This is a genomic window from Kitasatospora sp. NRRL B-11411 (assembly GCF_000721345.1).
Taxonomy (GTDB): domain Bacteria; phylum Actinomycetota; class Actinomycetes; order Streptomycetales; family Streptomycetaceae; genus Kitasatospora; species Kitasatospora cineracea.
In genome coordinates this window covers 1-26,287 of the sequence record NZ_JOGH01000098.1, presented here as the reverse complement: position 1 = coordinate 26,287, position 26,287 = coordinate 1, and the positions used below count along the sequence as shown (strand labels likewise).

Annotated in this window: 25 protein-coding genes; 11 read left to right on the top strand and 14 right to left on the bottom strand. The window is 74.1% G+C overall.

Annotation, left to right across the window (positions count from 1 at the left end; all coding sequences use genetic code 11):
• Positions 1-26 precede the first annotated feature (26 nt).
• Positions 27-941 carry an NAD(P)-dependent oxidoreductase gene (locus IH44_RS0130500; protein WP_030463004.1) on the top strand — a complete coding sequence of 305 codons (915 nt, stop codon included), beginning with the start codon at positions 27-29 and terminating at the stop codon, positions 939-941.
• On the opposite strand, the gene IH44_RS0130495 is transcribed toward IH44_RS0130500, so the two are convergent.
• From IH44_RS0130495 to IH44_RS0130485, 3 genes are all read right to left on the bottom strand, one after another.
• Positions 938-1,138, bottom strand: coding sequence for a DUF5326 family protein (locus tag IH44_RS0130495; RefSeq protein WP_030463003.1), 201 nt, complete (start codon positions 1,136-1,138; stop codon positions 938-940). The genes IH44_RS0130500 and IH44_RS0130495 overlap by 4 nt on opposite strands.
• 176 nt (positions 1,139-1,314) lie before the next feature.
• Positions 1,315-1,971, bottom strand: a complete 657-nt coding sequence (gene tenA, locus IH44_RS0130490) for a thiaminase II (RefSeq protein WP_030463002.1) — start codon at positions 1,969-1,971, stop codon at positions 1,315-1,317.
• A 38-nt stretch (positions 1,972-2,009) separates the two neighbouring features.
• Positions 2,010-2,327 carry a cupin domain-containing protein gene (locus tag IH44_RS0130485; RefSeq protein WP_030463001.1) on the bottom strand — a complete coding sequence of 106 codons (318 nt, stop codon included), beginning with the start codon at positions 2,325-2,327 and terminating at the stop codon, positions 2,010-2,012.
• Between the two features lie 95 nt (positions 2,328-2,422).
• Here IH44_RS0130485 and IH44_RS0130480 point away from each other — a divergent pair, with 95 nt between their 5' ends.
• Positions 2,423-2,797 (top strand): phage holin family protein, encoded by a 375-nt coding sequence (locus IH44_RS0130480; RefSeq protein WP_030463000.1) that lies wholly within the window; start codon positions 2,423-2,425, stop codon positions 2,795-2,797.
• 52 nt (positions 2,798-2,849) lie between these two features.
• Here the strand turns inward: IH44_RS0130480 and IH44_RS0130475 are convergent, their stop codons facing one another.
• Positions 2,850-3,278, bottom strand: a complete 429-nt coding sequence (locus IH44_RS0130475; RefSeq protein ID WP_030462999.1) for an SsgA family sporulation/cell division regulator — start codon at positions 3,276-3,278, stop codon at positions 2,850-2,852.
• A 180-nt stretch (positions 3,279-3,458) separates the two neighbouring features.
• The gene (locus tag IH44_RS41665) at positions 3,459-4,295 is read right to left on the bottom strand and encodes an IclR family transcriptional regulator (RefSeq protein WP_030462998.1); all 837 of its coding nucleotides are present in this window, start codon (positions 4,293-4,295) and stop codon (positions 3,459-3,461) included.
• Positions 4,296-4,658: 363 nt separating this feature from the next.
• Here IH44_RS41665 and IH44_RS0130465 point away from each other — a divergent pair, with 363 nt between their 5' ends.
• Positions 4,659-5,186, top strand: coding sequence for an NUDIX domain-containing protein (locus IH44_RS0130465; protein WP_030462997.1), 528 nt, complete (start codon positions 4,659-4,661; stop codon positions 5,184-5,186).
• 6 nt (positions 5,187-5,192) lie between these two features.
• Here the strand turns inward: IH44_RS0130465 and IH44_RS0130460 are convergent, their stop codons facing one another.
• From IH44_RS0130460 to pdhA, 4 genes are all read right to left on the bottom strand, one after another.
• Positions 5,193-6,752 carry a globin domain-containing protein gene (locus IH44_RS0130460; RefSeq protein WP_157852514.1) on the bottom strand — a complete coding sequence of 520 codons (1,560 nt, stop codon included), beginning with the start codon at positions 6,750-6,752 and terminating at the stop codon, positions 5,193-5,195.
• 168 nt (positions 6,753-6,920) lie between these two features.
• Positions 6,921-8,216 (bottom strand): dihydrolipoamide acetyltransferase family protein, encoded by a 1,296-nt coding sequence (locus IH44_RS0130455; protein WP_030462995.1) that lies wholly within the window; start codon positions 8,214-8,216, stop codon positions 6,921-6,923.
• A 5-nt stretch (positions 8,217-8,221) separates the two neighbouring features.
• On the bottom strand, positions 8,222-9,229 hold the full coding sequence (locus IH44_RS0130450; protein WP_030462994.1) for an alpha-ketoacid dehydrogenase subunit beta: 1,008 nt from the start codon (positions 9,227-9,229) through the stop codon (positions 8,222-8,224).
• Positions 9,226-10,380, bottom strand: coding sequence for a pyruvate dehydrogenase (acetyl-transferring) E1 component subunit alpha (gene pdhA / locus IH44_RS0130445; protein ID WP_030462993.1), 1,155 nt, complete (start codon positions 10,378-10,380; stop codon positions 9,226-9,228). Before pdhA ends, IH44_RS0130450 begins: the two co-directional genes overlap by 4 nt.
• A gap of 147 nt (positions 10,381-10,527) precedes the next feature.
• Between pdhA and IH44_RS0130440 the strand changes: the two genes are divergently transcribed.
• Positions 10,528-10,995, top strand: a complete 468-nt coding sequence (locus IH44_RS0130440) for an Lrp/AsnC family transcriptional regulator (RefSeq protein WP_030462992.1) — start codon at positions 10,528-10,530, stop codon at positions 10,993-10,995.
• Positions 10,996-11,037: 42 nt separating this feature from the next.
• Here IH44_RS0130440 and IH44_RS0130435 read toward each other — a convergent pair whose 3' ends face one another.
• From IH44_RS0130435 to IH44_RS0130425, 3 genes are read right to left on the bottom strand one after another with little or no spacing between them, the layout of a single operon-like run.
• Positions 11,038-11,547 (bottom strand): hypothetical protein, encoded by a 510-nt coding sequence (locus IH44_RS0130435; protein WP_030462991.1) that lies wholly within the window; start codon positions 11,545-11,547, stop codon positions 11,038-11,040.
• Positions 11,544-12,128 (bottom strand): TetR/AcrR family transcriptional regulator, encoded by a 585-nt coding sequence (locus IH44_RS0130430; RefSeq protein WP_030462990.1) that lies wholly within the window; start codon positions 12,126-12,128, stop codon positions 11,544-11,546. The genes IH44_RS0130435 and IH44_RS0130430 overlap by 4 nt, the downstream gene beginning before the upstream one ends.
• A 47-nt stretch (positions 12,129-12,175) precedes the next feature.
• A complete protein-coding gene (locus tag IH44_RS0130425) occupies positions 12,176-13,186 on the bottom strand; it encodes a glycosyltransferase family 2 protein (RefSeq protein ID WP_030462989.1) in 1,011 nt (336 codons plus the stop codon).
• A gap of 149 nt (positions 13,187-13,335) precedes the next feature.
• Here IH44_RS0130425 and IH44_RS0130420 point away from each other — a divergent pair, with 149 nt between their 5' ends.
• From IH44_RS0130420 to paaN, 3 genes are all read left to right on the top strand, one after another.
• Positions 13,336-14,601, top strand: a complete 1,266-nt coding sequence (locus IH44_RS0130420) for a glycosyltransferase family 39 protein (RefSeq protein WP_030462988.1) — start codon at positions 13,336-13,338, stop codon at positions 14,599-14,601.
• Positions 14,602-14,728: 127 nt separating this feature from the next.
• Positions 14,729-15,487, top strand: coding sequence for a hypothetical protein (locus IH44_RS0130415; protein WP_030462987.1), 759 nt, complete (start codon positions 14,729-14,731; stop codon positions 15,485-15,487).
• Positions 15,488-15,588: 101 nt separating this feature from the next.
• Positions 15,589-17,283 (top strand): phenylacetic acid degradation protein PaaN, encoded by a 1,695-nt coding sequence (paaN, locus tag IH44_RS0130410; protein ID WP_030462986.1) that lies wholly within the window; start codon positions 15,589-15,591, stop codon positions 17,281-17,283.
• A 21-nt stretch (positions 17,284-17,304) separates the two neighbouring features.
• Here paaN and IH44_RS43220 read toward each other — a convergent pair whose 3' ends face one another.
• Both IH44_RS43220 and IH44_RS0130400 read right to left on the bottom strand, forming a co-directional pair.
• Complete coding sequence (locus IH44_RS43220) at positions 17,305-18,183, bottom strand: hypothetical protein (protein WP_107066659.1); 879 nt, start codon at positions 18,181-18,183, stop codon at positions 17,305-17,307.
• 319 nt (positions 18,184-18,502) lie between these two features.
• On the bottom strand, positions 18,503-19,738 hold the full coding sequence (locus IH44_RS0130400; protein ID WP_369795015.1) for a glycosyltransferase: 1,236 nt from the start codon (positions 19,736-19,738) through the stop codon (positions 18,503-18,505).
• Between the two features lie 129 nt (positions 19,739-19,867).
• Between IH44_RS0130400 and IH44_RS0130395 the strand changes: the two genes are divergently transcribed.
• The 4 genes from IH44_RS0130395 to IH44_RS0130380 all read left to right on the top strand — a co-directional run.
• Positions 19,868-21,343, top strand: a complete 1,476-nt coding sequence (locus IH44_RS0130395) for an FAD-dependent monooxygenase (RefSeq protein WP_030462983.1) — start codon at positions 19,868-19,870, stop codon at positions 21,341-21,343.
• Positions 21,344-21,531: 188 nt separating this feature from the next.
• The gene (locus tag IH44_RS47445; protein ID WP_051817567.1) at positions 21,532-23,700 is read left to right on the top strand and encodes a protease pro-enzyme activation domain-containing protein; all 2,169 of its coding nucleotides are present in this window, start codon (positions 21,532-21,534) and stop codon (positions 23,698-23,700) included.
• Between the two features lie 248 nt (positions 23,701-23,948).
• Positions 23,949-24,980 (top strand): hypothetical protein, encoded by a 1,032-nt coding sequence (locus tag IH44_RS0130385; RefSeq protein WP_081967222.1) that lies wholly within the window; start codon positions 23,949-23,951, stop codon positions 24,978-24,980.
• Positions 24,981-25,261: 281 nt separating this feature from the next.
• The coding region (locus tag IH44_RS0130380) for a peptidoglycan-binding protein (protein ID WP_030462980.1) at positions 25,262-26,287 on the top strand (1,026 nt) is incomplete at its 3' end.

Below are 26,287 nucleotides of genomic sequence, written 5' to 3'. Positions count from 1 at the left end.
GTACCCGCCCGCCCGGAGGAGCCCCCGTGCCCCCGCTGACCCTCGCCCTGACCGGCGCCACCGGCTTCTGCGGCGGACACCTCGCCGCCCTCGCCACCGCCCGCGGCCACCGGGTGCTCGCGCTCGGCCGCCGCCCCGCCCGGCACGGCGTGCACGTGCCGTGGGACGCCGCCGCCGACGCCCCCGCCCCGCCCGAACTGCGCGCGGCGGACCTCGTGGTGCACTGCGCCGCGGCCGTCGGCGACCACCCGCCGGGCTCCCCCGCCGAACGGCACCAGCACACCGTCAACGTGCGGGCCACCGAACGCCTGCTGGCGGCCGCCGCCGGCACGCCCTTCGTGTTCGTGAGCAGCGCCAGCGTCTACGACCCCCGCCCGGACCGGTCCCTGGTCGGCGAGCAGCACCCCACCGCCGCAGGGCACTTGAACGCCTACGGCCGGACGAAGGCCCGCGCGGACGCCCTCGCGCTCGCCGCCGGCGCCGTCGTGCTGCGCCCGCGCGCGGTGTACGGACCGGGGGACCCGCACCTGGTGCCGCGACTGCTGGCGTCGGTGCGGTACGGGGTGCTGGCGCTGCCGGGCGGGGACGTCGAGTTGAGCCTGACCGCGGTGGAGAACCTGGCCGAGGCGTGCCTGGCGGCGGCGGGCTGGCCGCCGGGCGCGTACAACGTCGCCGACCGGGCCCCGTACCGGCGGGACGCGGCGCTGCGCCGGGTGCTGGCGGCGCACGGCCGCCGGGCCCGGCTGCTGCACGTGCCGCCCGGGCTGGCGGCGCTCGCGGTCGGCCGGCGCCCGCAGCTGACCCGGTACGCGCTGGACCAGCTCGCGCACCGGGTGGTGCTGGACACGCGGAAGTCCCGGTCCCGGGGCTTCACCCCGGGCCGGGACCTCGACGACTACCTCGCTGCCCTCGGCAGCCGGGCCGGCTACCGGGCCGGCTAGTTCTTGGCGGCCTTCTTGATCAGGATCACCACGGCGGCGGCGATGCCGACCAGGACCAGCACGTTGATGGCGAAGCCCACGATGCCGGCGACCACGCCGACGATGGTCCAGAAGATCTTCCAGGCGATCACCAGCAGCAGGATCGGGACCACGATGTTGCGCACCCACGAGGGCAGCGACTTCCAGAGCTCGGCCATGTCCGTACCTTCTCCCCTCGGGGTCGGTGCCGGTGGTTCCGGCTGCGTTCCCGCTCCCTCGATCTCGACACTTCGATCGTAGGCGGCGCCGGGAGCCGAAATCGAGGGGGACCGGCCCGGAGAGAACCCGGAGATCCTTCCCTGAGTCCCGGCCGGGCGCGGCCCCGGGAGAACCCTCAGACCGGCCAGGTCTCGCCGCGCCAGGCGGCGTCCCAGAACATCCACTCGTAGCGCGAGGTGGTGGTGAAGTGCTCGACCACGCGCCGCCGTTCGGCCGCGGACAGCTCCGCGCCGATCCGGTCGGTGAGGTCCAGGACGCGGCGCACCACGCTCTGGAAGCCCTCGTCGCCGTAGGCGGCGATCCACTTGGCGTAGAGCGGCTCGGGGGAGGAGCGACGGGCCAGCTCCTCGCCGACCCGGGCGTAGATCCAGTAGCAGGGCAGGACGGCGCCGAGCGCCTCGGCGAAGGAGCCGCCGTACGCGGTGGCCAGCAGGTACGAGGTGTAGGCCCGGGTGGTGGGCCGCACCACCTCGTCGCCCTCGGCGGCGCCGCCGAGCGCGGACATGAACTCGCCGTGCATCTCCTGTTCGGCGGCGATCGCGCCGACCGCGTCGTTGCAGAAGGCCAGCACCTCGTCCTCGCCGGGGGCCTTGGCGGCGCAGACGGCCAGCGCCCGGGCGTAGTCGCGCAGGTAGTGGGAGTCCTGGACGACGAAGTGCCGGAACGCGGCGCGCGGGAGGGTGCCGTCGGCGAGGCCGAGCAGGAAGGGGTGGTCGAGGATCCGGCGGTAGGTCGGCTCGGCGGCCGCCCACAGTTCGTCGGTGAGCTTCACGGGTTCGTCCTCCTGCGCGGGTGCGGCCTCGGCACGGGTCAGTCCTCCGGCGGGGAGAAGACCACCAGCACCCGCAGTTCCTCGGTGATGTGGTGGAAGCGGTGCTCCGTCCCGGCGGGGACGAACACCACGCTGCCGCGCCCGACCGTGGCGGTCTCCCGGCCGACGGTGAGCTCGGCCCGGCCGCTGACCACCAGGTAGATCTCGTCCTGGGCGTGCGGGGTCTGCGGGTCGGTGTCGCCGGGGGAGAGCGCGTACAGGCCGGCGGACATCGTCGGCTGCTTCAGGAAGCGCAGGTACGCGCCGTCGCTCCCGGCTCGCTCGGCGTCGAGTTCGTCCAGCCGGAACAGTTTCATCGGGGGCTCGGCTCCTCTCCCGGGTCGGGCCCCATTCAACAACACCGTCCCGGAGAGCTTCCGCGCGGCCGTCCGGGCCTGCCACCATCCGCAGCATGAAGAATTTCGTGATCAAAACGCTCGTCAACGCGGCGGCCATCTGGGTCGCCGCCTGGATCGTCACCGGGATCACGCTCTCGGGGGACGACTGGCAGCACAAGGCGCTCACCGTGATCGGGGTCGCCCTGGTCTTCGGGGTGATCAACTTCCTGATCAAGCCGCTGGTGAAGCTGTTCTCGCTGCCGCTGTTCTTCCTCACGCTGGGGCTGATCACCTTCGTGATCAACGCCCTGATGCTCTGGCTGACCTCCTGGGCCTCGGACAAGCTGAGCCTGGACTTCCACGTCGAGGGCTTCTGGTCGGCGCTGCTCGGCGCGCTGATCATCAGCCTGGTGTCCTGGGGCCTCAACCTGGCGCTCAAGGAGGACTGACCGCCCGCGGGCGGCCCGCCGACGCCGGGCCGCCCGCGGAACGCACCCGGGGTCAGCCCGCGTTCTCGTGTCCGGTGCCGGAGAGGATCGAGGCCAGTTCCTCGTCCAGCTCCCCGCCGGACAGCTCCTGGCCCATCGGCACCAGCCGGTCGGTGCGGGCCAGGAAGGCCAGCAGCGGCGCGGTGGCCGCCCGCAGCAGGGCGTCGCCGGCGGGGGAGCGCAGCACGACGCAGGTCTCGCCGAGGTCCTCGTCGGCCGGGTGGACGTGCACGTCGCCCTCGCCGGTGGGCCGGCCGGTCCCGTCCACCAGCAGCTCCCGGGCGAAGACCCAGGTGACCGGCTCGTCGCCGGGCAGGTGGAAGGTGAGGCGGACGGCGAACGGGTCGTCGCCGTCGTAGTCCAGGTCGACCGCGATGCGGAAGGAGAGCTCGCTCGACACCACGAGGTGCATCGCCATCCGGGCTCGGACCGTGTTGTGCATGCGCCAGTACCTCTCGTTCTGCCCGCACGGTGCGCCGAGGGCCGTGCGGGTCCCTGCGGACGGGTGGCTGCGTCTGTGGTTCTTTGTCCCCTGATTCCCTGTTCGACGCCCATCGTCCATGTTTGCGGCCGATGCGGACAAGGTCCGCTTTTTCAAATGGTGAACGAACCGCACACGGAATCACCCCACCGCACCGCCCCCGCCGCCCCGGACGAACGCCGGGAACATCGCGCCGACCAGGCAGCGCAGCCGGGCCGCGGCGGGGCCGAGCCGGTCGCCCTGCTCCAGCGGGAGCGAGATGGCCATGGTGGCGACCACCGAGCCGACGGTGATCGGCACGGCCGCGCAGACCGTGCCGAGCGCGTACTCCTGGCGCTCCAGCACCGGCATGGTCGGCCGGACCCGCTCCAGCCGGCGCAGCACGGTGCGGACGTCGCCGGAGGTCGAGGGGGTGAGGGCGGCGGGGCGGTACCGGGAGAGGTGGTCGAGCCGTTCCTCGGCGCCGAGTTGGGAGAGCAGGCAGAGCCCGATGGCGTGCGCGTGCGCGGTGGCGCGGAAGTCCGCCCACTCCTCGACCGGCGGCTGCCCGGCGCCGGAGACCACGTCGACCAGCCGCACTTCGCCGTCCTGGTAGACCGCGTAGTAGACGGCGGCGCCGAGTTCGTCGCGCAGCTCCTCCATCCGCCCGTGCAGGCGGACGCGTTCGGACTGCCGGGTGTCGGCGCGGCTGATCCCGCCGACCGAGTCGCCGTAGTAGAACCGGCCGTCCTCGCGCCGCAGGTAGCCCTCGTGGGTGAGGGTGCGCAGCAGGTGGTAGGTGGTGCCGAGGGGCAGTCCGGCGGAGCGGGCGAGCTGCTTGGCGGTGGCGCCGTGGACGTGCGAGCCGACCGCCTCCAGCAGGCGCAGGGCGCGCTGCACCGAGGTGATCAGGGTGGGCGCCCGCGGCGCGCGTATCGCGCCGTCGGCCGCGGGGGCCGTGGTCCGCCCTGCCGGTCGCCCGGTCCGGTGCATGCTCATCCCCATCCCCCGGGCGTCGAATGGCGCTCGGAGGAGGGTGCTCCGAGTCCGCCCGGCAGGCGGACATTTGAGCACAGGGCGGGCACCGCTGCAATGACAATGCCCCACACATCAGGCAATTCGCCTTCTATTTGAAGGCGCACGACCGACCGAATCGGCGCCTTGCGAGGCGCAGGCCCGCCCGACCGGTCGAATCGAAGATCCACAGCGGCCGCACCCCTCGCCACCTCCTGACACTCCCGGACCCGCCGTTCCACCCGTCCGGCGGAACAGGTACCTCCGATTCGTCCTCGTGTGCGAGTTTCGCGCCCGCCGCCGCGCGGGAGACTCCCGCACAACGCTCGCGCCCCGGAGGTGGCAGCCATGTCGGGCCCGGTCCGTCCTGTCGTCAAACGCACCGCCCGCGCGATCCTGCTGGAGGTCGACCCGGACGACCCGCACGCGCCCGCCTCGCTGGTGCTGATCCGCCGGGTCCGCCCCGGCTCCCCGCACCCGTACTGGATCACCCCCGGCGGCGGCGTCGAGCCCACCGACCCGACGGTGGTCGCCGCCCTGCACCGCGAGGTGGACGAGGAGTTGGGCGGCAAGGTCACCGACGTGGTGCCCGCCTTCGTCGACACCGTCGCGCACTCCCACCACGAGGACGGCACCCCCGCGCACCCGCACGGCGTCAAGGTGCAGCACTTCTTCGTCTGCCGGCTCGCCGCGCTGGACGAGTCCCGCCGGCACGGCCCCGAGGTCGAGCAGCCCAACGGCGAGTACGCGATCGTCCGGGTCCCCTTCACCCGCGAGGGCGTCACCTCGGTCAACGTCGTCCCTCCCAGCCTGCGCGCCTACCTCGCCGCCAACATCGAGGGCGTCCGCGCCCTGCTCGCCCCCGACCTGGGCTGACCGCCCTCAGTCCGCCCGCGCCGCCAGGTCGTGCCGGACGCTCCCCTCCGGCACCCCGCAGCGCCGCAGCACCGCCGCCCCGGCCCGCACCATCGCCGCCGGGCCGCTCAGGTACGCCGCGAAGCCGTGCCAGGGCGCGTACCGGGCCGCCACCTCCGGCAGGTCCCCGACCAGCGCCCCGGCCGGTGCGCCCGCCGGCTCCGACACCACCGGACGCACCGTCAGCCAGGAGTGCCGGGCCGCCAGTTCGCGCAGCTCCTCCAGCCGGTACAGCTCGGCGGCCCGCCGCGCCCCGTAGAACACCTCCACCCGCCGCCCGGCCGCCCCCCGCTCGGCGACCTCCTCGACCAGCGCCGCGACCGGCCCGATCCCGGTGCCGCCGCCCAGGCAGAGCAGGTCCTCCCCCGCCGCGTGGTCCACCGTCATCGCGCCCTCCGCCGCCCCCAGCCGCAGCACGTCGCCCGGCCGCGCCCGGTGCACCAGCGCGTTGCTCACCCAGCCCGCCTGCACCGCCTTCACGTGCAGCGTCAGCAGCCCGTCCGCCCGCGGCGCCGAACCGAACGAGTACGGCCGCCACACCCGCGGCCACCACGGCGTCTCCACCGCCGCCCACTGCCCGGCCCGGAACGGGTACGCCTGGTCCGGACGGAGCGTCAGCACCGCGACGTCCCGGGTGGCCCGGCGGTGCTCCACCACCTCGGCCTGCCACCACGGCGGGGCCGAACGGGCCTCCTCGTCCGCGCCCTCCGCCATCAGCCGGGCCACCAGCGCCAGCAGCCGCCGCCAGGCCGCCTCGGTCCGCCCGTCCCAGCCGCTGCCGCCGTACCGGGCCAGCGCCGCCACCAGGCAGTCCGCCGCCGAGGCGTAGTACCGGGGCAGCGCCCCGTACTTGCGGTGCCGCCGCGCCAGCGGGCCCAGGTACTCCCGCAGCGCCACCGGGTCGCCCGCCCGGGACGCGCACAGCCGCAGCGCCCGGAACAGCCGGGTGCGCTGCTCGTCCATCGCCGCCGGGAACATCGCCCGCAGCTCCGGGTGGCGCAGGAACACCAGCGCGTGGAAGTGCGCCATCGCCCGGTCCGCGTCCGCCGCCACCGCGGCCAGCGCGGCCCGCACCAGCACCAGGTCCTCGGCCCCCGGCGGCTCCGGCACCGGCCCGGCCGCCCCGGCCGGCTCCAGCGCGGGCGGCGGCTCGACGGCCGCCGGCACCCCCCAGGCCCGGCTCCACCGGTCGTCCGGGCCGACCCGGTTCAGCGCCGGGGCCTGCCGCGACAGCGGCGCGGACGGCGCCGGAGCGGCCGCCGCGGGCACCGTCGGCGCCCAGGTCGGCTTCGCCGGGACGGCCGGCACCGGCACCAGCCCCGCCGCGCCCACCGGCACCACCGGTGCCACCGGTGCCACCGGTCCCACCGGGAACGGGAGCGCGGACGGCGAGACGGCCGGGAACACCGCCGCGGCCGGGAGCTGCTCCGCCGGCCCCGACGGCTCCCGCTGCTCCGGGGCCGTCGGGGCCGTCGGGGCCCCGTCCTTCGACGACCGGCTCCCCAGGACGAGCTGACGAGTGCTCAAGAGAATCGTTTCGCTTCCGATCGGCCTGTGTACTGACGCACCAGCACAGTGACACCGACCGGACAGATCGTCCGAAGAATCCGGCGAACCCCGGACACCCGGGCCGTCCACCCGCTACCCTCGCCCAACCGCGTCCTGCCGCGCTCCTGCCGCGCTCCTACCGCGCTCCTACAGCGCCCGCAGCAGCGTCCCCGGGCGCTCCACGCAGTCCGCGACGAACCGCAGGAAGCCGCCCGCCGTGCCGCCGTCGCAGACCCGGTGGTCGAAGGTGAAGGACAGCTGGGTGACCTGGCGGACCGCCAACTCCCCCTCGTGCACCCACGGTTTGGGGGTGATCCGGCCCACCCCGAGCATCGCCGCCTCCGGGTGGTTGAGCAGCGGCGTCGAGCCGTCCACCCCGAACACGCCGTAGTTGTTCAGCGTGAACGTCCCGCCGGTCAGCTCCGCCGGGCCCAGGCTGCCCGACCGGGCCCCCTCGGTCAGCCGGGCCAGCTCCGCCGAGAGCCGCTCGGTGCCGAACTGCCGGGCGTCCCGGACCACCGGCACCAGCAGGCCGCGCGGGCCCTGCGCCGCGAAGCCCAGGTGCACGGCGCGGTGCCGGCGCACCGCCTCGCCCTCGACGCTCGCGTTCAGCTCGGGGAAGCGCTCCAGCCCGGCCAGGCAGATCCGGGCCAGCAGCGCCAGCACGCTCACCTTCGGGCCCGGCACCTGGTTCAACTGGGCCCGCAGCGCCATCAGTTCGGTGGCGTCCGCGTCCACCCAGCAGGTCGCGGCGGGGATCTCCCGGTGGCTGCGGGTGAGCTTCTCGGCCACCGCCCGGCGCAGCCCGCGCAGCGGCACCAGTTCCTCGTCCGGTCCGGTTCCACGTGGAACAACGACCGGCTCGGGGGCCGCAGTTGCCTCGATCGCGCGCTCCACGTCCCGCCGGGTGACCAGCCCGTCCGGGCCGCTGCCGGCCACCGCGGCCAGGTCCAGCCCGTGCTCCCGGGCGATCCGGCGCACCAGCGGCGAGATCACCGCCACCACGGCCGGAGCCGCCGCCACCGGGGCGACCGGAGCCGGAGCCGGGGCCGGAGCCGCAGCGGGGACGGCCGGGGCCGCCGGGGCACCCCCGGGCAGCACCCGCCGCCGTCCGGCCCGCCGGGCCTCGGCGACGCCGTAGCCGACCAGCGGCCGCTCCACCGCGGGCTCGCCGCCGCCCCCGGAGTCCCCGGGCCCGGGCGCCACCGCGACGGTCACCAGCGGGGCGCCGACCGGCACCTCCTGCCCGACCTCGCCGTACCGCGCGGTCACCACCCCGCCGTACGGGCAGGGCACCTCGACCACCGCCTTGGCGGTCTCCACCTCCACCACCGGCTGGTCGACGGCGATCACCTCGCCGACCTCGACCATCCAGCGCACCACTTCCGCCCCGGTGAGTCCCTCACCGAGGTCGGGCAGCGTGAACTCGCGGACCACCGCCACCGCCATCACTCCTCCCACTGCAGCCGCGCGACCGCGTCCAGGATCCGGTCCACCCCGGGCAGGTGGTGGTGCTCCAGCATCGGCGGCGGGTACGGGATGTCGAAGCCGGTGACCCGCAGCACCGGCGCGGCCAGGTGGTGGAAGCACTTCTCGGTCAGCCGGGCGGCGATCTCCGCCCCGGCCCCGCCGAAGCCGGCCGCCTCGTGCACCACCACGGCCCGGCCCAGCGAGCGGACCACCTCGCAGGCGGTGGCCTCGTCGAACGGCACCAGCGAGCGCAGGTCGAGCACCGCCAGGTCCCAGCCCTCGGCCTTCGCGGCCTCGGCGGCCTCCAGGCAGACCGGCAGCGAGGGCCCGTAGGTGACCAGCACCGCCGAGGTCCCGGGGCGCCGCAGCACGGCCTTCCCGATCGGCGCGACGGCCGTGGCCGGGTCCCACTCGGCCTTGCCCCAGTAGAGCCGCTTGGGCTCCAGGAACACCACCGGGTCGTCCGAGGCGATCGCCTCCCGCAACAGCCCGTACGCGTCGGCGACGGTGCCGGGGGTGACCACGTGCAGGCCGGGGGTGTGCGCGTAGTACGCCTCGGAGGCGTCGCTGTGGTGCTCGACGCCGCCGATGCCGCCGCCGTACGGGATCCGGACGGTGATCGGCAGCGGGAGCTTCCCGGCGGTGCGGTTGCGCATCTTGGCGACGTGCGAGAACAACTGCTCCATGGCCGGGTAGGCGAAGGCGTCGAACTGCATCTCGACCACCGGGCGCAGCCCGTACATGGCCATGCCGACGGCGGTGCCGAGGATGCCGGCCTCGGCCAGCGGGGTGTCCAGGCAGCGGTCGGAGCCGAACTCGGCGGTCAGGCCGTCGGTGATCCGGAAGACGCCGCCGAGCGCGCCGACGTCCTCGCCGAGCACGTGCACGGTCTTGTCGGCGTGCATGGCGTCGCGCAGCGCGAGGTTCAGGGCCTGCGCCATGGTGCCGGTGCGCAGGCCGGACTGCTCGCGGGTGGCGGTGGTCATCGGCCCTGCACCTCGGCCTCCGCGGCGAGTTCGGCGGCGAGCCGGTCGGCCTGCTCGCGCAGCTGCTGGGTGGGTTCGGCGTAGACGTGCGCGAACAGCGACATCGGGTCCAGTTCGGGGTCGGCGTGGAACTCGGCGCGCATCCGGGCGGCCAGCCGCTCGGCCTGCTCGGCGGCGTCGGCGACCAGCTGCTCGTCCAGCAGGCCGCGCCCGCGCAGGGCGTCCTCCAGCAGCCGGACCGGGTCGTGCTGCTGCCAGGCCTCGACCTCCTCGGCGTGCCGGTAGCGGGTGGCGTCGTCGGCGTTGGTGTGCGCCTCGATGCGGTAGGTGAGCGCCTCGACCAGGGTGGGGCCGCCGCCGGAGCGGGCCCGCTCGACGGCCTCGGTGAGCACCTGGTGCACGGCGAGCGCGTCGTTGCCGTCGACCAGCCGGCCGGGCATGCCGTAGCCGACCGCCTTGTGGGCCAGGGTCGGCGCGGCGGACTGCCGGGTCAGCGGGACGGAGATCGCGTAGCCGTTGTTCTGCACCAGGAACACCACGGGGGCGTGCAGCACGGCGGCGAAGTTCAGGCCCTCGTGGAAGTCGCCCTCGCTGGTGCCGCCGTCGCCGAGCAGGGCCAGCGCGACCGTGTCGTCGCCGGCCAGCCGGGCGGCGTGCGCCAGGCCGACGGCGTGCGGGACCTGGGTGGCCAGCGGGGTGCACAGCGGGGCGGTGCGGGTGGCGCGCGGGTCGTAGCCGGTGTGCGCGTCGCCGCGCAGCAGGGTGAGCGCCTGCAGCGGGTCGACGCCGCGGGCGACCACGGCGAGGGTGTCCCGGTAGGACGGGAACAGCCAGTCCTGGGGGCGCAGCGCGAGCGCGGCGGCCACCTGGCAGCCCTCCTGGCCGGTGGACGCCGGGTAGACGGCGAGCCGGCCCTGCTTGGTGAGGGTGGTGGCCTGCTGGTTGTAGCGGCGGCCGGCGACCAGCCGCCGGTACAGCTCGCGCAGCAGCTCGGGGTCGGCCGCGTCGGCGGCGGGGGTGCCCAGGACCCGGTGCGGCTCGGTGTCGGGCAGCAGCGGGGCGGGGTCGGTGCGGGGCGCGGTGGCGCCGGGGCGCCAGCCGGGGACGGTGTCGGCCTCGGCGGGCTGATTCCTGTGGTCCAGGACGGTCATCTCGGGCACCTCCGGGGTGGTGGGGGCTCCCTACCGATTGTTCGGTCGTCTGTTCATCTTGACCATATCCCCGTCAAGACGGTGGACAGTCGGCCGAAAGGGAGGTCTGCTGGGGCCAGCACGTCCAATCACGAGGGATGGGGGGCCATGTCGGCTGAACAGGTGTCCAGACTCGACCGCGTCGACCGGTCGATCCTGCGGCTGCTGCGGCAGGACGGCCGCGCCTCGATCCGCTCGGTGGCCGAGCGGGTGCACGTGTCCCGGGCGAACGCGTACGCCCGGATCTCCAGGATGGTCGAGGACGGGGTGATCCGCGGCTTCACCGCCCGGGTCGACCACGAGAAGGCCGGCCAGGCCGCCTCCGCGTACGTCACGCTGCGGATCGTGCAGAACTCCTGGCGCACCGTGCGCGAGCAGCTGCTGCGGCTGCCCGGGGTGGCGCACATCGCGCTGGTCGGCGGCGACTACGACGTGCTGATGCTGGTCCACACCGACGACAACCGGGCGCTGCGCGAGCTGGTGCTGGGCAGTATCCAGTCCATCCCGGAGGTGCTGGGCACCCGCACCATGCTGGTGTTCGAGGAGACCGACCAGATCCCGGCCGACGGGCTGTAGGACCGCCGCCCCGGATCCGGCCGCTCGGTCCTCGCCGACCGCTCAGTCCTCGCCGACCGCGACCACCACCACGGCGTACCCGCCGCCGATGCCGACCAGCGCCGCGTCGAAGGTGCACTCGGTGACGGACCGCCAGCCGCGGTGGGCCCCGCCGGGCGCGGGGTGCGCGGCGTGGCCGTTGGCCCGCCAGTCGGCGTCCGGGCCGAGCAGCGCGACCAGCTCCCCGGCGTCCGCCACCGCCCTCGGGTCCGGTCCGGCGTCGGAGCGGAACACCAGGTCCTGCCAGAGCGTGGCGGCCATCCAGTCCGCCGCCCGCGCCGCCGGGACGCGCACCTCCAGCCGCTCGTGCAGCTCCCGGTCGGTGCGCGGGCCGCCGTGGTCGCGGCAGTGCCCGCAGTGCGGGTGCAGCAGCCCGGTCGGCTCCAGCGCGTCCCAGCACAGCCGTCCGTGGTCGAGCCCGCGGTCCGGGCCGAGCACGGCCACCCGGTCGTTCTCCCTGGCCCACCAGGCCAGCCGCCGGCGCAGCTCCTTCGCTTCCTTCGGCCCGCTCACCGGGCGCGCAGCCCCTCGAAGGCGAACCGGGCGACCGCGTCGGGCAGGTGCTCGGCGCCGCGCTGGCCGGGCCGGTACCACTCGACCAGCGAGTTGACCGTGCCGAACAGCAGCCGGGTGGCCAGCCGGGGTTCGACGTCGGCGCGCAACTGCCCGGCGGTGACGGCGTCCTGGACCAGTTCGGCGACCCGGTGGTCGAAGTCGCGCCGCCGCTCCAGCGCCCACTGCTCGGTGGCGGTGTTGCCGCGCACCCGCAGCAGCAGCGTCACGTACGGCAGTTCGGCCAGCAGCACCTCGGCGGTGCGGCGCACCACGTGCTCCAGCCGGTCCACCGGGCGGCCCGCGGTGGCTTCCGGCTCCTCCAGGATCGTGAACAGCGCGTCCAGGGCCCGGCCGACGGCGAGGCGCAGCAGTTCCTCCTTGCCGCGCACGTGGTGGTAGATCGAGGACTTGGAGATCCCGGCGGCCCTGGACAGGTCCTCCATCGAAGTGCCGTCGTAGCCGCGTTCGTTGAAGACCCGCACGGTGACGGCGAGCAGCGATTCGACGGTGTAGGCGGCGCGCGCGGGGTGATCGGCCATGCGTCGAGTATCCCCGGCGCCCGCCCGTCCCGCCCCGGCGGGTGCCCTCAGGACCCGGGCCGCCCGGCGGGGTCGCGGTCGGCCGTGGCCCGGGCGGCGGGGGCGGCCGGGCCCGCGGTGTCCTCGGCGACGAAGTAGGCGGGCCGGCGCTGCACCGAGGTGTAGATCCGGGCCACGTACTCGCCGAGCAGGCCGACGCAGATCAGCTGCACCCCGCCGATGAACAGCAGGCCGACGAAGAGCGAGGTCCAGCCGGGCACGGTGGCGCCGAACAGGTAGACGGTCAGGCAGAAGGCCAGCAGCAGCAGGCAGGTGAAGAAGGCGACGGTGCCGAGCCAGGTGGCCAGCCGCAGCGGGGCGGCGGAGAAGCCGGTGACGCTGTCCAGGGCGAGCCGGACCATCTTGGTCAGCGGGTACTTGGTGCTCCCGGCGACCCGCTCCTCGCGCACGTAGCGCACCTCGCCGCTGGGGAAGCCCAGCCAGGGCACCAGCAGCCGGTAGACCCGCTGCTGCTGGTCCGGCAGTTCCTTGAGCGCCTCGACGGCCTCCCGGCTGAGCAGCCGGAAGTCCCCCGCGTTGGACGGCACCTGCTGCCCCACCAGGCGGCGGATCAGCCAGTAGTAGCCGCCGGCCGTCCAGCGCTTGAAGCCGGTGTCGGTGGAGCGGTCCTCGCGCACCCCGTAGACGATGTCCAGGCCCTCGGCGCGGGCCAGTTCCAGCATCTCCGGGATCTTCTCCGGCGGGTCCTGCAGGTCGGCGTCGATGCTGGCCACGTAGGCGCCGACGGCGTGGTCCAGCCCGGCGGTCAGCGCGGCCTGGTGGCCGCCGTTGCGGCGCAGCCGGACCATCCGCAGCTCGGGCCAGTCGGCGGCCAGGTCGCGCAGCAGGGCGGCGGTCTTGTCGGCGCTGCCGTCGTCGACGGCGAGCACCTCGTAGCGGGCGCCGAGGCCGTCCAGCACCGGGCGCATCCGGGCGGCGAAGGCGGGGAGGGCGTCCTCCTCGTTGTACATCGGGACGACCACCGACAGCAGGGTGCCCTCCGGTGCAGGTGCACTCATGTGTCTCTCCCGCCGCTGGGTGTCGTCCGTCCGATGGTGGGGAGTGTAGTCAGGTGGCCGTCCCGTCAGGTACAGACCAGCGGTACGTACCGTAGGCTCGCCCGAGCACCCGGGCGGCCCGGCGGGGCCCGAGACCCAGACAGGACCTGATGGAGATGGCAGCGAGCCCCGACACCGAAGTGGTCGAGCGACCCGATCCGCCCGTGGACGGCGACGCGCCCGCCGCCGGCCCCCGCGCCTGGCTGCGGCACGTCCTGGCCGAGTACGGGCCGGCCCTGGCGGCGTTCGCGGCGGTCCGGCTGATCGCCTTCACCTCTTTCATGTGGCTGCTGTCCTGGTCCGGGGAGTACCTGACGAAGGACCCGCGGTTCGGCGGCGGCAAGAACGTCTGGGACGTGCTCGGCGGCTGGGACGGCTGGTGGTACCAGCAGGTCGCGCAGAACGGCTACGACCCGAAGCTGCTGCCGTCCACCTCCGGCCCGTGGACGCTGGAGCAGAACTCGGTCGCGTTCTTCCCGCTCTACCCCGGCATGATCAAGATGGTCTCCGCGGTGACCGGCCTGAACTCGCTGGGCGCGGGCATCGTGGTCTCGGTGCTGTCCTCGTTCGTCGCGGCGGCCGGCATCTACGCGGTGGCCAAGCTGATCGCGGGCCACCGGGCCGCGGTGATCGCCGCCGCCGTCTGGGGCGTGTTCCCCGGCTCCGGCGTCGAGTGGGCGGTCTACTCGGACTCGCTGTTCGTCGCGCTGGCCGCCTGGGCCTGCTACTTCGTGATGACCCGCAACTGGCTGGCCGCGGGCGTCACCTCCTTCGTCGCCGGGCTGAACCGGCCGACCTCGGCCGCGCTCGCCGCGGGCGTCGGGGTGGCCGCGCTGATCGCGCTGTGGAAGCGCCGCGACGGCGTGCTCGGCCCGCTGGCCGCCCTGGTGATCGCCCCGCTCGGGTTCGCCGGCTACATCGCCTGGGCCAGCTGGCGGATGGGCAGCATGACCGCCTACTTCGACCTCCAGCGCGGTGCCTGGCTGCACTTCTTCGACTGGGGCAAGCACACCGGCAACGTGATCACGAACCTGCTGTTCGGGCACCACGACTACATCTTCGGCTACCCCACCGAGGACCTGATCGCGCTGTTCCTGGTGTTCTCGCTGCCGATCCTGATCTTCCTGCTGGTCCGGATGCGCCCGCCGGTCTTCCTGCTCGTCTACACCGGCATCACCCTGGTGCTGGTCCTCGGCAGCCAGCAGATCTTCGGCAACACCTCCCGCTACCTGCTGCCCTGCTTCCCGCTCTTCCTGCCGATCGCGGTCGCCCTCAAGCGGCTCTCCCGGGCCTCCCTCGCGTTCACCCTGGGCACCGTCGCGGTGGCCTCCGGCTGGTACGCCGGCTACGTCCTGTTCGAACTGGGCATCCCGTAAGGATCCCTAAAGGACGGTCAAGAACACCTGAAGGGGGCGGCTCCGGTGCGCGGAGCCGCCCCCTTCCTGCCACACTCGCGCGTTCCGGGCTCTTCGTCCTCCCCCACGCCCCCCGAGGAACCACGCGATGCGCACCCGCCGGCCGCTGGCCGCCACCGCCCTGTCCGCCCTCGCCCTGTGCGCGCTGACGGCCTGCGGGCCGGACCACGAGAAGGGCGCCGCCGCCCCGTCCGCCCCCGCCGCGCCCTCCGCCGCCCCGGCCCCGACCGGCACCCCGCTGGCCGACCTGCCGGTGGCCGAGGTGGTGGCCGGGTCGCGGGCCGCGGGCGCCGCGCTGACCGGCCTGACCCTGACCGTCAGCGTCCCCGGCCACCGGGACGGCCCGTTCAACGGCACCTTCGCCGAGGACGGCGCGGGCGCCTGCACCGGCCGGTTCACCGTGCGGGACAAGGGCTCGGCGGAACTGCTGCGCAGCGGCGGCCGGGCCTGGATCCGGCCGGACAAGGACTACCTGGCGGTCGCCCTGCCGGACGCCCCCGCGGCGGCCGCCGGCAAGTGGCTGCCGGTGGAGGGCGGCGTCCCGGACTACACCTCCTTCTGCGACCTGGGCGTCCGGATGGCCCGGCAGGTCGGCCTGGACACCGACGGCAGCCCGGGCAGGGACCTCGCCAAGGCGGGCACCGAGCAGATCAACGGGGCCGCGGCGGTGGTCGTCACGATGACCGACCGGGACGGCACCCCGGTCCGCTACGCCGTCGCCGCCCAGGGCGAGCCCCGGCTGCTGGCCGCCGAGAGCGGCTCCGGCGCGACGACCGTGCGGCTCGGCGACTTCGACCGGCCGGTGCAGGCCGCCCCGCCCGCCGAGGACCAGGTCTTCCGGCGCTGAACCGGCATCCCCGCGCACGGGACGGGGCCGGGGGCCTTGCACCGACCGATCGTTCGGTTACGCTGAGGAGCGTCCCGCCCCGCCCCCGTGAGGAGCGCACCATGGCCGCTGCGACCCCTGCCCTGCCGGTCGCCGAACTGCTCGCCCGCCACCAGGACACCCTCGACCGTGCCCTGGCCGCGATCGCCACCCGCGACTACTGGTCGCCGTACGCGGAGTTCCCCAAGGCCTACGGGGAGAGCGCCCCCGCCGACGGCAAGGCCGCCTTCGAGGCCCTGCTGGGGCGGGAGTTCGACCTCCCCGGCCACCCCGCCGGCGGCGCGCCGGTCGGCTCCGAGACCTCCCCGTACGGCCTCGAACTGGGCATCGGCTACCCGCACGCCGAGCCGGACGCGCTGCTCGGCGCGCTGGAGGCGGCCCGGCCCGGCTGGGCCCGGGCCACCCCCGCCGAGCGGGCCGCGGTCTGCCTGGAGGTGCTGGCCCGGATCAACGCCCGCTCGCACGAGTTCGCGCAGGCCGTGATGCACACCACCGGCCAGGCGTACGGCATGGCCTTCCAGGCCGGCGGCCCGCACGCCCAGGACCGCGGCCTGGAGGCGGTGGCGTACGCGTACGCCGAGCAGACCCGGCTGCCCCGTTCGGCGAGCTGGACCAAGCCCCAGGGCAAGCGCGAACCCCTGGTGATGACCAAGGAGTTCACCGCCGTGCCGCGCGGCACCGCGCTGCTGGTCGGCTGCAACACCTTCCCGACCTGGAACGGCTACCCGGGCCTGTTCGCCTCGCTGGCCACCGGCAACGGCGTGCTGGTCAAGCCGCACCCGCGCGCGGTGCTGCCGCTGGCGCTGACCGTGCGGATCGCCCGCGAGGTGCTCGCCGAGACCGGCTTCGACCCGAACCTGGTCTGCCTGGCCGCCGAGCCGGAGGGCGCCGCCACCGCCAAGGTGCTGGCGCTGCGCCCTGAGGTGAAGCTGATCGACTACACCGGCTCCACCGGCTTCGGCGACTGGCTGGAGGACAACGCCCGGCAGGCGCTGGTGTACACCGAGAAGGCCGGCGTGAACACCGTCGTCCTCGACTCCACCGACGACTACCGCGGCATGCTGAACAACCTGGCGTTCTCGCTCAGCCTGTACAGCGGCCAGATGTGCACCACCCCGCAGAACCTGCTGATCCCGCGCACCGGCATCCGCACCGAGGACGGCGAGCGCAGCTACGAGCAGGTGGTGGCCGACCTGGCCGCCGCCGTCGAGGGCCTGCTCGGCGACGACGCCCGGGCCGCCGCCGTCCTGGGCGCCGTGGTCAACCCGGGCGTGCTGGCCCGCAGCGCCGCCGCGGCCGGCGGCGAGTACGGCGAACTCGCGCTCGCCCCGCGGGTGGTGGCCTCCGCCGAGTTCCCGGGCGCGACCATCCGCACCCCGGCCCTGGTGAAGGCGGACGCCGACAAGCCGGACGACCGCGCCCGCTTCCTGGCCGAGTGCTTCGGCCCGGTGGCCTTCGCGGTCGCCGTGGAGTCCACCGCCGCCGCCGTCGAGCTGCTGCGCCGCACCACCGTCGAGCACGGCGCGATGACGGCCGGTGCCTACACCACCGACCCGGCCGTCGAGACCGCCTTGATCGAGGCCTGCCTGGACGCCGGCGTCTCGCTCTCGCTCAACCTGACCGGCGGCGTCTACGTCAACCAGACCGCCGGCTTCTCCGACCTGCACGGCACCGGCGCCAACCCTGCCGCCAACTCGGCGTACTGCGACGCCGCGTTCGTGGCCAACCGCTTCCGCACTATCGAGGTCCGCAAGTAACCCGGCCCCGCTCCGCTGGGCCTACCCGGTGAAGGTGGCGGGCAGGCCCAGCGGCAGGGCGGCCTTCGCCGCCCGCATCGCCTCCCGCACCCGGGCCATTCCCGCCCGGGTGGTGGCGTTGTTGCCCGCCGCGGGTGTTCGGGGTGCCAGGCCCGCGCAGGAGATACAGATCCCCGGGCGGGGGACGGGATCGTGGCAGCTGCCGCACTCGCTGTACCGGGCCGCCGCGGCCCGGGGTGCGGGCACCGGCGGCATCTTGCGGCGCAGCCGGTCGCGGAGCACGGCCACCGGGGAGTGCAGCGGCACCGGCAAGCCGGGCAGCAGCGCGGTGGCGAGGTCGGCGGGGGTGGCGCCGCGCTCCTGCCACAGCACGACCAGCGGCGCCAGCGCCTCGGCCTCCGCCTGCCCGATCCGCAGGCGCGGCTCCGACCGGACCACCTGCAGCAGCAGGGCCGCCGCCGCCCGGGCCCGCTCGTCCAGCACCCTCGGTGCCACCGGCTGCACCGGTTCCGGTGCGGGGAGGGAGGGTTCTTTGCCCGGGTCCTTTGTCAAGGCTTCGGCGACGGGGGCGGCCGGTGCGCCGGGTCCCGCAATGGGGACACCCGGGAGCTGCGGGGTGTCGAAGACGTGGTTCTCGCTGATGATCGTGCCGTCGTCCAGCTTGATCTTCTCGACCCGGTAGTACCCGGCCCGCACCAGTTCCTTCAGTGCCTTGTAGATCGCCCGCCGGCCCTGCGGACTGCTGTCCGCCATCTTCCGGCCGTCCTCCCGCCGGCCGTCCGGCCGGGAGAGCAGATCCGCGAGCAGACCGCGGGCGGTGTAGGAAAGCTGCCGGTCCTGCAACATCACGTTGGGCAGCACGGTGAAATTGCGCGCGTGGGCGCTACGATGAACGTGCATGGGGAGCTACCGACTCCTGGTGCCAGGCCCCGGGGTGTTAGAGCACCGCCGGGGTCCACTATTTTCCCTTGTGACGGGGAACGTAGCACACGCACCACCCGGGAACAGACCTGCTCAGCGGGCGATCGTTCCCGCCCATTTCCGATCCTGACCGGTCGTCAAACAGCAGTCACAACAAGCAGGTTGCGACATCAACCGGCTGGTGGCGGGGAAGCCGCCCCGGGCAACGGAAGCGGGCCCGGACGCCGTCCCACAACAGCGTCCGGGCCCGCGGCCCTGTCCCGGAGGGGGAGGGGACAGGGAGCTTTCGTGAACTTCCCTACGCGCGCCGGGGGTTGAACACCCACACCCGCAGCAGCACGAACCGCACCACCGTGGCGGCCGCGTTCGCCGCCACCAGCACCGCCAGCTCCACCCCGTGCCCGGCGTCCGGCGAGGCCGCGTGCAGCACCGCGACGGCGCCGCTGGTGAGCACCAGGCCGACCAGGAAGGCCAGCCCGCCCTCCAGTTGGTGCTTGAGGGCGTCCCGACGGCCCGTCACCCCGAAGGTGAAGCGCCGGTTCGCGGCGGTGTTGAACACCGCGGTGACGGCCAGCGCCAGCGCGTTGGCCACCAGCGCGGGCAGCGGCTGCCGCAGCCCCAGGTAGAGCAGCAGGTACGCCAGCGTGCACAGGCCGCCGATCACCGCGAAGCTGACGGACTGCCAGCCCAGCCCGGGCGGCACCTGCGCCTGCCGGACCCGGTCCGGCAGATCGACGCTGCCCTTGCCGGCCAGCGTGCGCCGGGCCACCCGGGCCATGCCCTTGAGGTCGTCGACGACCGTGCGGACGATGTCGACCCGGCTGTCCGGGTCGTCCACCCAGTCCACCGGCACCTCGTGGATCCGCAGCCCGGAGGCCTCGGCGAGCAGCAGCAGCTCGGTATCGAAGAACCAGGCGTTGTCCTCGACCTGCTCCAGCAGCCGCTTGACCACCTCGGTGCGGCCCGCCTTGAACCCGCACTGGGCGTCGGAGAACTTGGCCGCCATGGTGGCCCGCAGCAGCAGGTTGTAGGTGCGCGAGATGAACTCCCGCTTGGGCCCGCGCACCACCGCCGAGCCCCGGTGCAGCCGGCTGCCGATGGCCAGGTCGCTGTGCCCGGACAGCAGCGGCGCGACCAGCGGCAGGAAGGCCTCCAGCCCGGTCGACAGGTCGACGTCCATGTACGCCACCACGTCGGCCGCGCTGTCGCCCCACACCTGCCGCAGCGCCCGCCCGCGCCCCTTCAGGTCGAGGTGCACGGCGCGCACCGGCCCGAGCTCGGCGGCGAGCGCGGTGGCCACCTCCCAGGTGCCGTCGATCGAGGCGTTGTCCGCCACCGTGATCAGGTAGTCGTACGGGAACGTCTCCGACAGGTAGGCGTGCAGCTCACGGACGCACCGCTCCAACGAGTGCTGCTCGTTGTACACGGGTACGACGATCTCCACGAGCCTGGTCCTCACCACGGTGTCGGCCCGGTCCCGGCCGTCGGCCACCGGGACGGGGCGCGTGGTCCGGCGCATCGCTGGCTGTGTCATGGGAAGGAGGTTCACAGCCCCTGATGGGCCCGCGATGATGGCAGTCTGAGAGCGCGCTGAGAACCCGGGCGACGTGGACTCCGGTCCGGTGACCACCGGCCTCTGCGGCATGACGAACGGGAGAGACGGATGTCCGAGACGGAGTTCACCGCGGACGTACTGGTGGTCGGCGCCGGCCCGACCGGCCTGCTGCTGGCGGGCGACCTGGCCGCGGCCGGCCTGCGGGTCACGGTGCTGGAGAAGCGGGCCGAGGAGTCCGGCCTGACCAGGGCCTTCGCCGTGCACGCCCGGACGCTGGAACTGCTGGACGCCCGCGGCCTGGCCGACGAGCTGATCGCCACCGGCCGGGCGATGCCCTCGCTGCAGGTGTTCGGCCGGCTCCGGGTCGACCTGGCGGGCCTGCCCACCCGTTTCCCGTTCGTGCTGGTCACCCCGCAGTACAACACCGAGCGGGTGCTGCGCGAACGGGCCGTCAAGGCCGGTGCCGAGCTGCTCCGCGACGCCGAGGTGACGGGCCTCCGGCAGGACGGCCGGGGCGTGACGCTGACCGCCCGGACCGCCGGCGGCGAGCGCTCCTTCCGCTCCCGCTACGCGGTCGGCGCGGACGGCGTCCGCTCCTCGGTGCGCGACCTGCTGGGCATCCCGTTCCCCGGCGAGGCCGCGGTGCGCTCGGTGATGCTGGCCGACGTCCGCCTGGAGCGGGAGCCGGACGAGCCGCTGACGGCCGGCGCGGGCGAGGCCGGGTTCGCCTTCCTGGCCCCGTTCGGCGACGGCTGGTACCGGGTGATCGGCTGGAGCCGCGAGCACCAGGTGCCGGACACCGAACCGGTCGCGCTGCCCGAACTCGCCGACCTGCTGCGCGAGGTGACGGGCCGTGACCACGGCGTGCTGGAGGCCCGCTGGACCTCCCGCTTCCACAGCGACGAGCGCCAGGCCCCCAGCTACCGCTCCGGCCGGGTGTTCCTGGCGGGGGACGCCGCGCACTGCCACTCCCCGGCCGGCGGCCAGGGCATGAACACCGGCCTGCAGGACGCCGCCAACCTGAGCTGGAAGCTGGTCGCCGCGGTCCGCGGCTGGGCCCCCGACGCCCTGCTGGACACCTACCAGACCGAGCGCCACCCGGTCGGCCGGGCCGTGCTGCGCTCCTCCGGCGCCCTGGTCCGGCTCGCCCAGGGCCGGCACGCCCCGACCCGGGCGCTGCGCTCCGCGCTCGGCGCGGCCGCCGGCCACCTGGGCCCGCTGGCCGAGCTGGGCGCCAAGCAGGTCTCCGGCATCGGGCACGCCTACCCGGCCGAGAAGGGCGCCCACCCGCTGGTCGGCCGCCGCGTCCCGGACCTGCGGCTCGCGGTGGACGTGCCCGGCGGCCCGGCCCGGCTGCACGAGGCGCTGCGCTCCGGCAAGGCGGTGCTGGTCAGCAACGACGAGCTGTCGGTGGCCGACTCCTGGGCGGACCGGGTGGTCACCGCGGCCCCCGCGGACCCGCACGGCAAGCTGCGTGACACCGTGCTGCTGGTCCGCCCGGACGGGTACGCGGCCTGGGCCTGCGCCGACCCGACCAGGGGCGAGCTGCGGGCGGCGCTGAGCCAGTGGCTGGGCCGCCCCTGATGTCCGGTTCTCTTCACTGATCCCCGGAAAGGGAATTCGGTTCATACACTGAATTCCCTTTCCGTTTCACAGTTGACTGTTTTTTAATAAGCAATTGCTCAGGCATGGGCCTTTTCCTGCGAGTTCTCTGAGAGATTCTGGCGAGCGTTTTCGAAACCCGGAACGCCCCCATATTTCCGGAGGAGCCCGTGCGACCCCGCTCGCTCGCCCTTGCCGCCGCCCTCGCGGTCCTTCCCCTCACCGCCGTCACCCTGGGCAGCTCCACCGCCCAGGCGGCGCCGACCCCGAACGCCAGCGCCCGGGTGGCGCTGCCCCAGACCGTCACCCCGGCCGTCGCCCGCTCCCAGAAGCAGGGCGACGTCCCCGCCGACCGCCGGATATCCGTGGCGGTCTCGCTGAAGCTGCGCAACACGGCCGAACTGGACCGTTTCCTGGCCGCGGTCGCCACTCCGGGCACCGCCGAGTACGGCCACTACCTGACCCCCGCGCAATTCACCGAGCGGTTCGGTCCGACCGCTGCCGACGTCGAGCAGGTCCGGGCGTTCCTCACCGCCCAGGGCCTGAAGGTCGACTCGGTCAGCACCAACCGCCAGGTGGTGAACGCCACCGGCACCAGCGCGCAGGTCGCCGCCGCGTTCGGCACCCACGAGTCGACGTACACCGACCCGCAGCAGAGCGGCCGGGCGTTCTTCGCCAACGACGCCGCCGCCTCGGTGCCGGCCGCGCTGGCCGGCGTGGTCGAGGGCGTCAGCGGCCTGAACGACCACACCGTGCGCACCACCCGGATCGCCAAGCCGAACGCCGCGACCCCGCACGCCACCCCCTCCGGCTTCGGCCCGGCCACCTACGACGGCGCCTACCGGCTGAACCAGCTAGGCGCGGACGGCACCGGCTCCACCGTCGCGCTCTGGGAGTTCGACGGCTACAAGTCCTCCAACCTGACCACCTACGACAGCCAGTTCGGCCTGTCCGGCCCGGCGGTCAGCACCGTCTCGGTGGACGGCGCGAACTACGACTCGGCGCCCGGCCAGGGCCAGGGCGAGGTGGAGCTGGACTCCGAGATCGTCCGCGGCGTCGCCCCGAAGGCCACCCAGCTGGTGTACGAGGCGCCCAACAGCGACCAGGGCGAGATCGACATGGCCGCCAAGATCGTCGCGGACAACCGGGTCTCGGTCATCTCCATCTCCTGGGGCTCCTGCGAGCCGGACACCACCGCCTCCTCGATGACCGCGGTGAACAACTCCTTCAAGCAGGCCGCCGCCCAGGGCATCTCGATCTTCTCGGCCTCCGGCGACGACGGCTCCCGGGACTGCACCCGCTCCACCTCCGGCTCCACCGTGAAGGCCGTGGACTTCCCCGCCTCCAGCCCGTACAACACCGGCGTCGGCGGCACCAACCTGAAGGTCTCCGGCACCACCTACAGCTCGGAGAGCGCCTGGTCGACGGCCGGCGGCGGCGTCTCCACCCAGTTCGCCAAGCCGACCTGGCAGACCGGCACCAACGTCACCGGCACCATGCGGACCGTCCCGGACGTCTCCTCCAACGCCGACCCGAACAGCGGCTTCGCCATCTACACCCAGGGCTCCAGCAGCCCCGGCTGGCAGGTCTACGGCGGCACCTCGGCGGCCGCCCCGCTGTGGTCCGGCTTCGCCGCGCTGTACAACCAGAAGGCGCTGGGCGCCGCCAAGCCGGTGCTCGGCGAGGCCAACCCGAAGATCTACGCGGTCACCAACTCGTCCTCGTACGGCAGCGCCTTCCACGACGTCACCAGCGGCGCCAACCAGGACTTCTCCACCAAGACCGGCTACGACCAGGTCACCGGCTGGGGCACCCCGATCGCCGACGGCCTGGCGAACGCCCTGCTCGGCTCCGGCGGCACCACCCCGCCGCCCACCGGCTCCTGCACCGCCGCCCAGCTGCTCGGCAACCCCGGCTTCGAGACCGGCACCGCCAGCCCCTGGACCGGCACCTCCGGCACCATCGACAACTCCACCTCCGAGCCCGCCCACAGCGGCTCCTGGAAGGCCTGGCTGGACGGCTACGGCTCCAGCCACACCGACACCCTCTCCCAGTCGGTGGCGGTCCCGTCCGGCTGCAGCGCCAAGCTGAGCTTCTGGCTGCACGTCGACACCGCCGAGACCACGACCACCACGGCGTACGACAAGCTGACCGTCTCGGTCAACGGCACCACCGTCGCCACGTACTCGAACCTCGACAAGAACACCGGCTACGCGCAGAAGACGGTGGACCTGTCCTCCTACGCCGGGCAGACCGTCACGGTGAAGTTCAACGGCGTGGAGGACTCCTCGCTGCAGACCTCCTTCGTGATCGACGACACCGCGCTCAACGTGTCCTGACCCCGCGTCCGCCCCGGCGCCGGGAGACCCTCCGCGGGTCTCCCGGCGCCGGTGTGTCAGGAGTGTTTCCTGTTCGCTCCGCCCGCGAAATACTTGTCGTGACCACTGTCATATGTCCTGATTGATGACGTAGCCTCTCAACCCTCAATAGGGTTCCCACACGCTCGGCGGCGCACCTCCGATGCCCGTCGACACACCGTGGAGCCGGGGGCGAACCCGCCGAACCCGCCGGGTGGGGAAGGTGTCGCATGGGCTCACAACAACCGCAGCACTCCGGCCGGCTCCGACTGGTCGGCCAGCGCGAGCACAGCGGCGAACGGTCGTCCGGTCCGGGCGGCCAGGGCGGCGAGCAGTCGCCGCCCGGCATATCCGTCCCGCCGGCCTTGCCGAGCGGCTTCGCCGACGTGCTCAACGCCGCCATCGAGACCAGCGGGCTCAGCCTCGACCGGATCCGCGCCGCCCTGGCCAAACAGGGCGTCAGGATCAGCGTCACGACCCTCAGTTACTGGCGGCGCGGCCGCAGCCAGCCCGAGCGCGCCACCTCGCTGCGCGCCGTCCACCTGCTCGAGGAGCTCCTCGGCCTGCGGCACACCGCCCTCACCTCGCTGCTCGGCCCGCCCCGCCCGCGCGGCCGCTGGGTCACCCAGGGCCCGGCCCCCGACGGCCTGCGGGTCGAGCAGGTCTGGCCCGGCGAGGCCGAGATCGCCGAGGTCTTCACCGAACTCGACGCCCCGCCGGCCGGCCAGCTGGAGCGCCAGTCCATCCACGACTCCTACTACGTCGACGCCTCCCGCCGCGGCCACCTGCTGCGGATGCGCCAGGTGGTCCGGGCCACCGTGGACGGCGTCACCCGGCACGTGGTGGTCCACAAGGCCGACGAGGGCGTCGACACCTGCCCCGAGATCACCTCCGTCCGGCACGCCCGCCTCGGCCGGGTCCGCCGCCGCCCGCTCAACGGCCTGCTGGTCGCCGAACTGCTGCTGGACCGGCCGCTGGCCCTCGGCGACTCCACCGTCCTGGAGTACGAGGTGCACATCCCCGACTCCGGACCGACCATCGACTACGGACGTTTCTTCCCCACCCCGGTCCGGGAGTACGTCCTCCAGGTCCACTTCGACCCCGCGTCCGTCCCCGTCCAGTGTGAACGCTTCGACCGCGCGCCCGGCACCGAGGTCGACCGCCACCGCGAGCCGCTGTGGATCGGCGCCTCGGCCAGCGCCCACGTCCTCACCGCCGACCAGCAGCCCGGCCAGGTGGGCATCCGCTGGCAGTGGGAGTAGCCCTCGCCTCCCCCCTCCCTCTCCCTCCGCTTCCTTCCCTATCCTTCCCTTTCCTTCCTGTTTGCTCCCTTTCGTTCCGCTTCCTTCCACTTCCTCCGCTTTCCTCCCTTTTGCCCCTTTCCTCCCGCTCTCGTCGGCCGCCCGCCACGCCCGACCCCGCGGTGCGGGCGTTCACCCGAACCGCCCTGCCGGACCGCCCATCGGGTGGTCCGCACCGCTCCCCCCGGGGAACGTGAGTCCCACTCAGCGCCCCATCGAGGAGAGGCAGGACCCCCGTGCTGATGGAGTTCAGCGACGTCGAACCGGACGCCGCCTGCGGCTGCCCGGCCTGCGCCGACCGCCGCCTGGCCCGCTCGCTCGCCGCCCGGTCCGGCCGGTGCTCCGCCCGCGGAGCCCGCCGCGCGGCGGTCCTGCTGGCCGCCGCCGGCAGCGTGCTGGGCACCGCGACGGCCGCCGTCGCCGCCGCCCCCCGCACCGACAGCAGCCCGTCGATACCCGACGCCCCCCAGGGCGAAGTCGCCGGACCGTACGGCGCGGACACCGCCGCCCGCCGCTCGATAGCCGCCCAGCCCGCCACCACCCGGGCCGAGATCCTGCAGCGGGCCCGGACCTGGGTGGCCCAGAAGGTGCCGTACAGCATGAGCAGGTACTGGTCGGACGGCTACCGCCAGGACTGCTCCGGCTTCGTCTCGATGGCCTGGGGCCTGGGCACCAGTCAGACCACCTGGACCCTCCCCGACTTCGCGGACCGGATCTCCAAGGACGACCTGCAACCGGGCGACGCCCTGATCTACAACAACCCCGACAACCCCCAGGGCGGCTCGCACACCGTCCTGTTCGGCGGCTGGCTGGACACCGCGCACACCAGGTACACCGCCCTGGAGCAGACCCGCCCGGGCACCACCGAACGCAGCACCCCGTACGCGTACTGGAGCAACGCGAGCGGCTACCTCCCCTACCGCTACCGGGGGTTGAGCCAGCCGATGCCCGCCCCGGACGCCGACGCCTTCCCCGGTGCGGACAAGTTCGGGCCGGGGAAGGTCAACCCGTACGTGACCAGGCTCGGGAAGATGCTGGTGGACCGCGGCGGCGGCCGGTTCTACCACGAGGGGCCGAGCCCGGACTGGGGCGAGGCCGACCGGAAGGCCACCGAGGCGTTCCAGCTGGCCCAGGGCTGGCGCGGCGCCGAGGCCGACGGCTACCCCGGCAAGGACACCTGGGACCTCCTGGTGCACCACAAGGGCAAGGACGTCCCGCCCGCCGACCCCGCCACCCCCGCCCCGCCCCCGCCGACCCTCCCCACCACC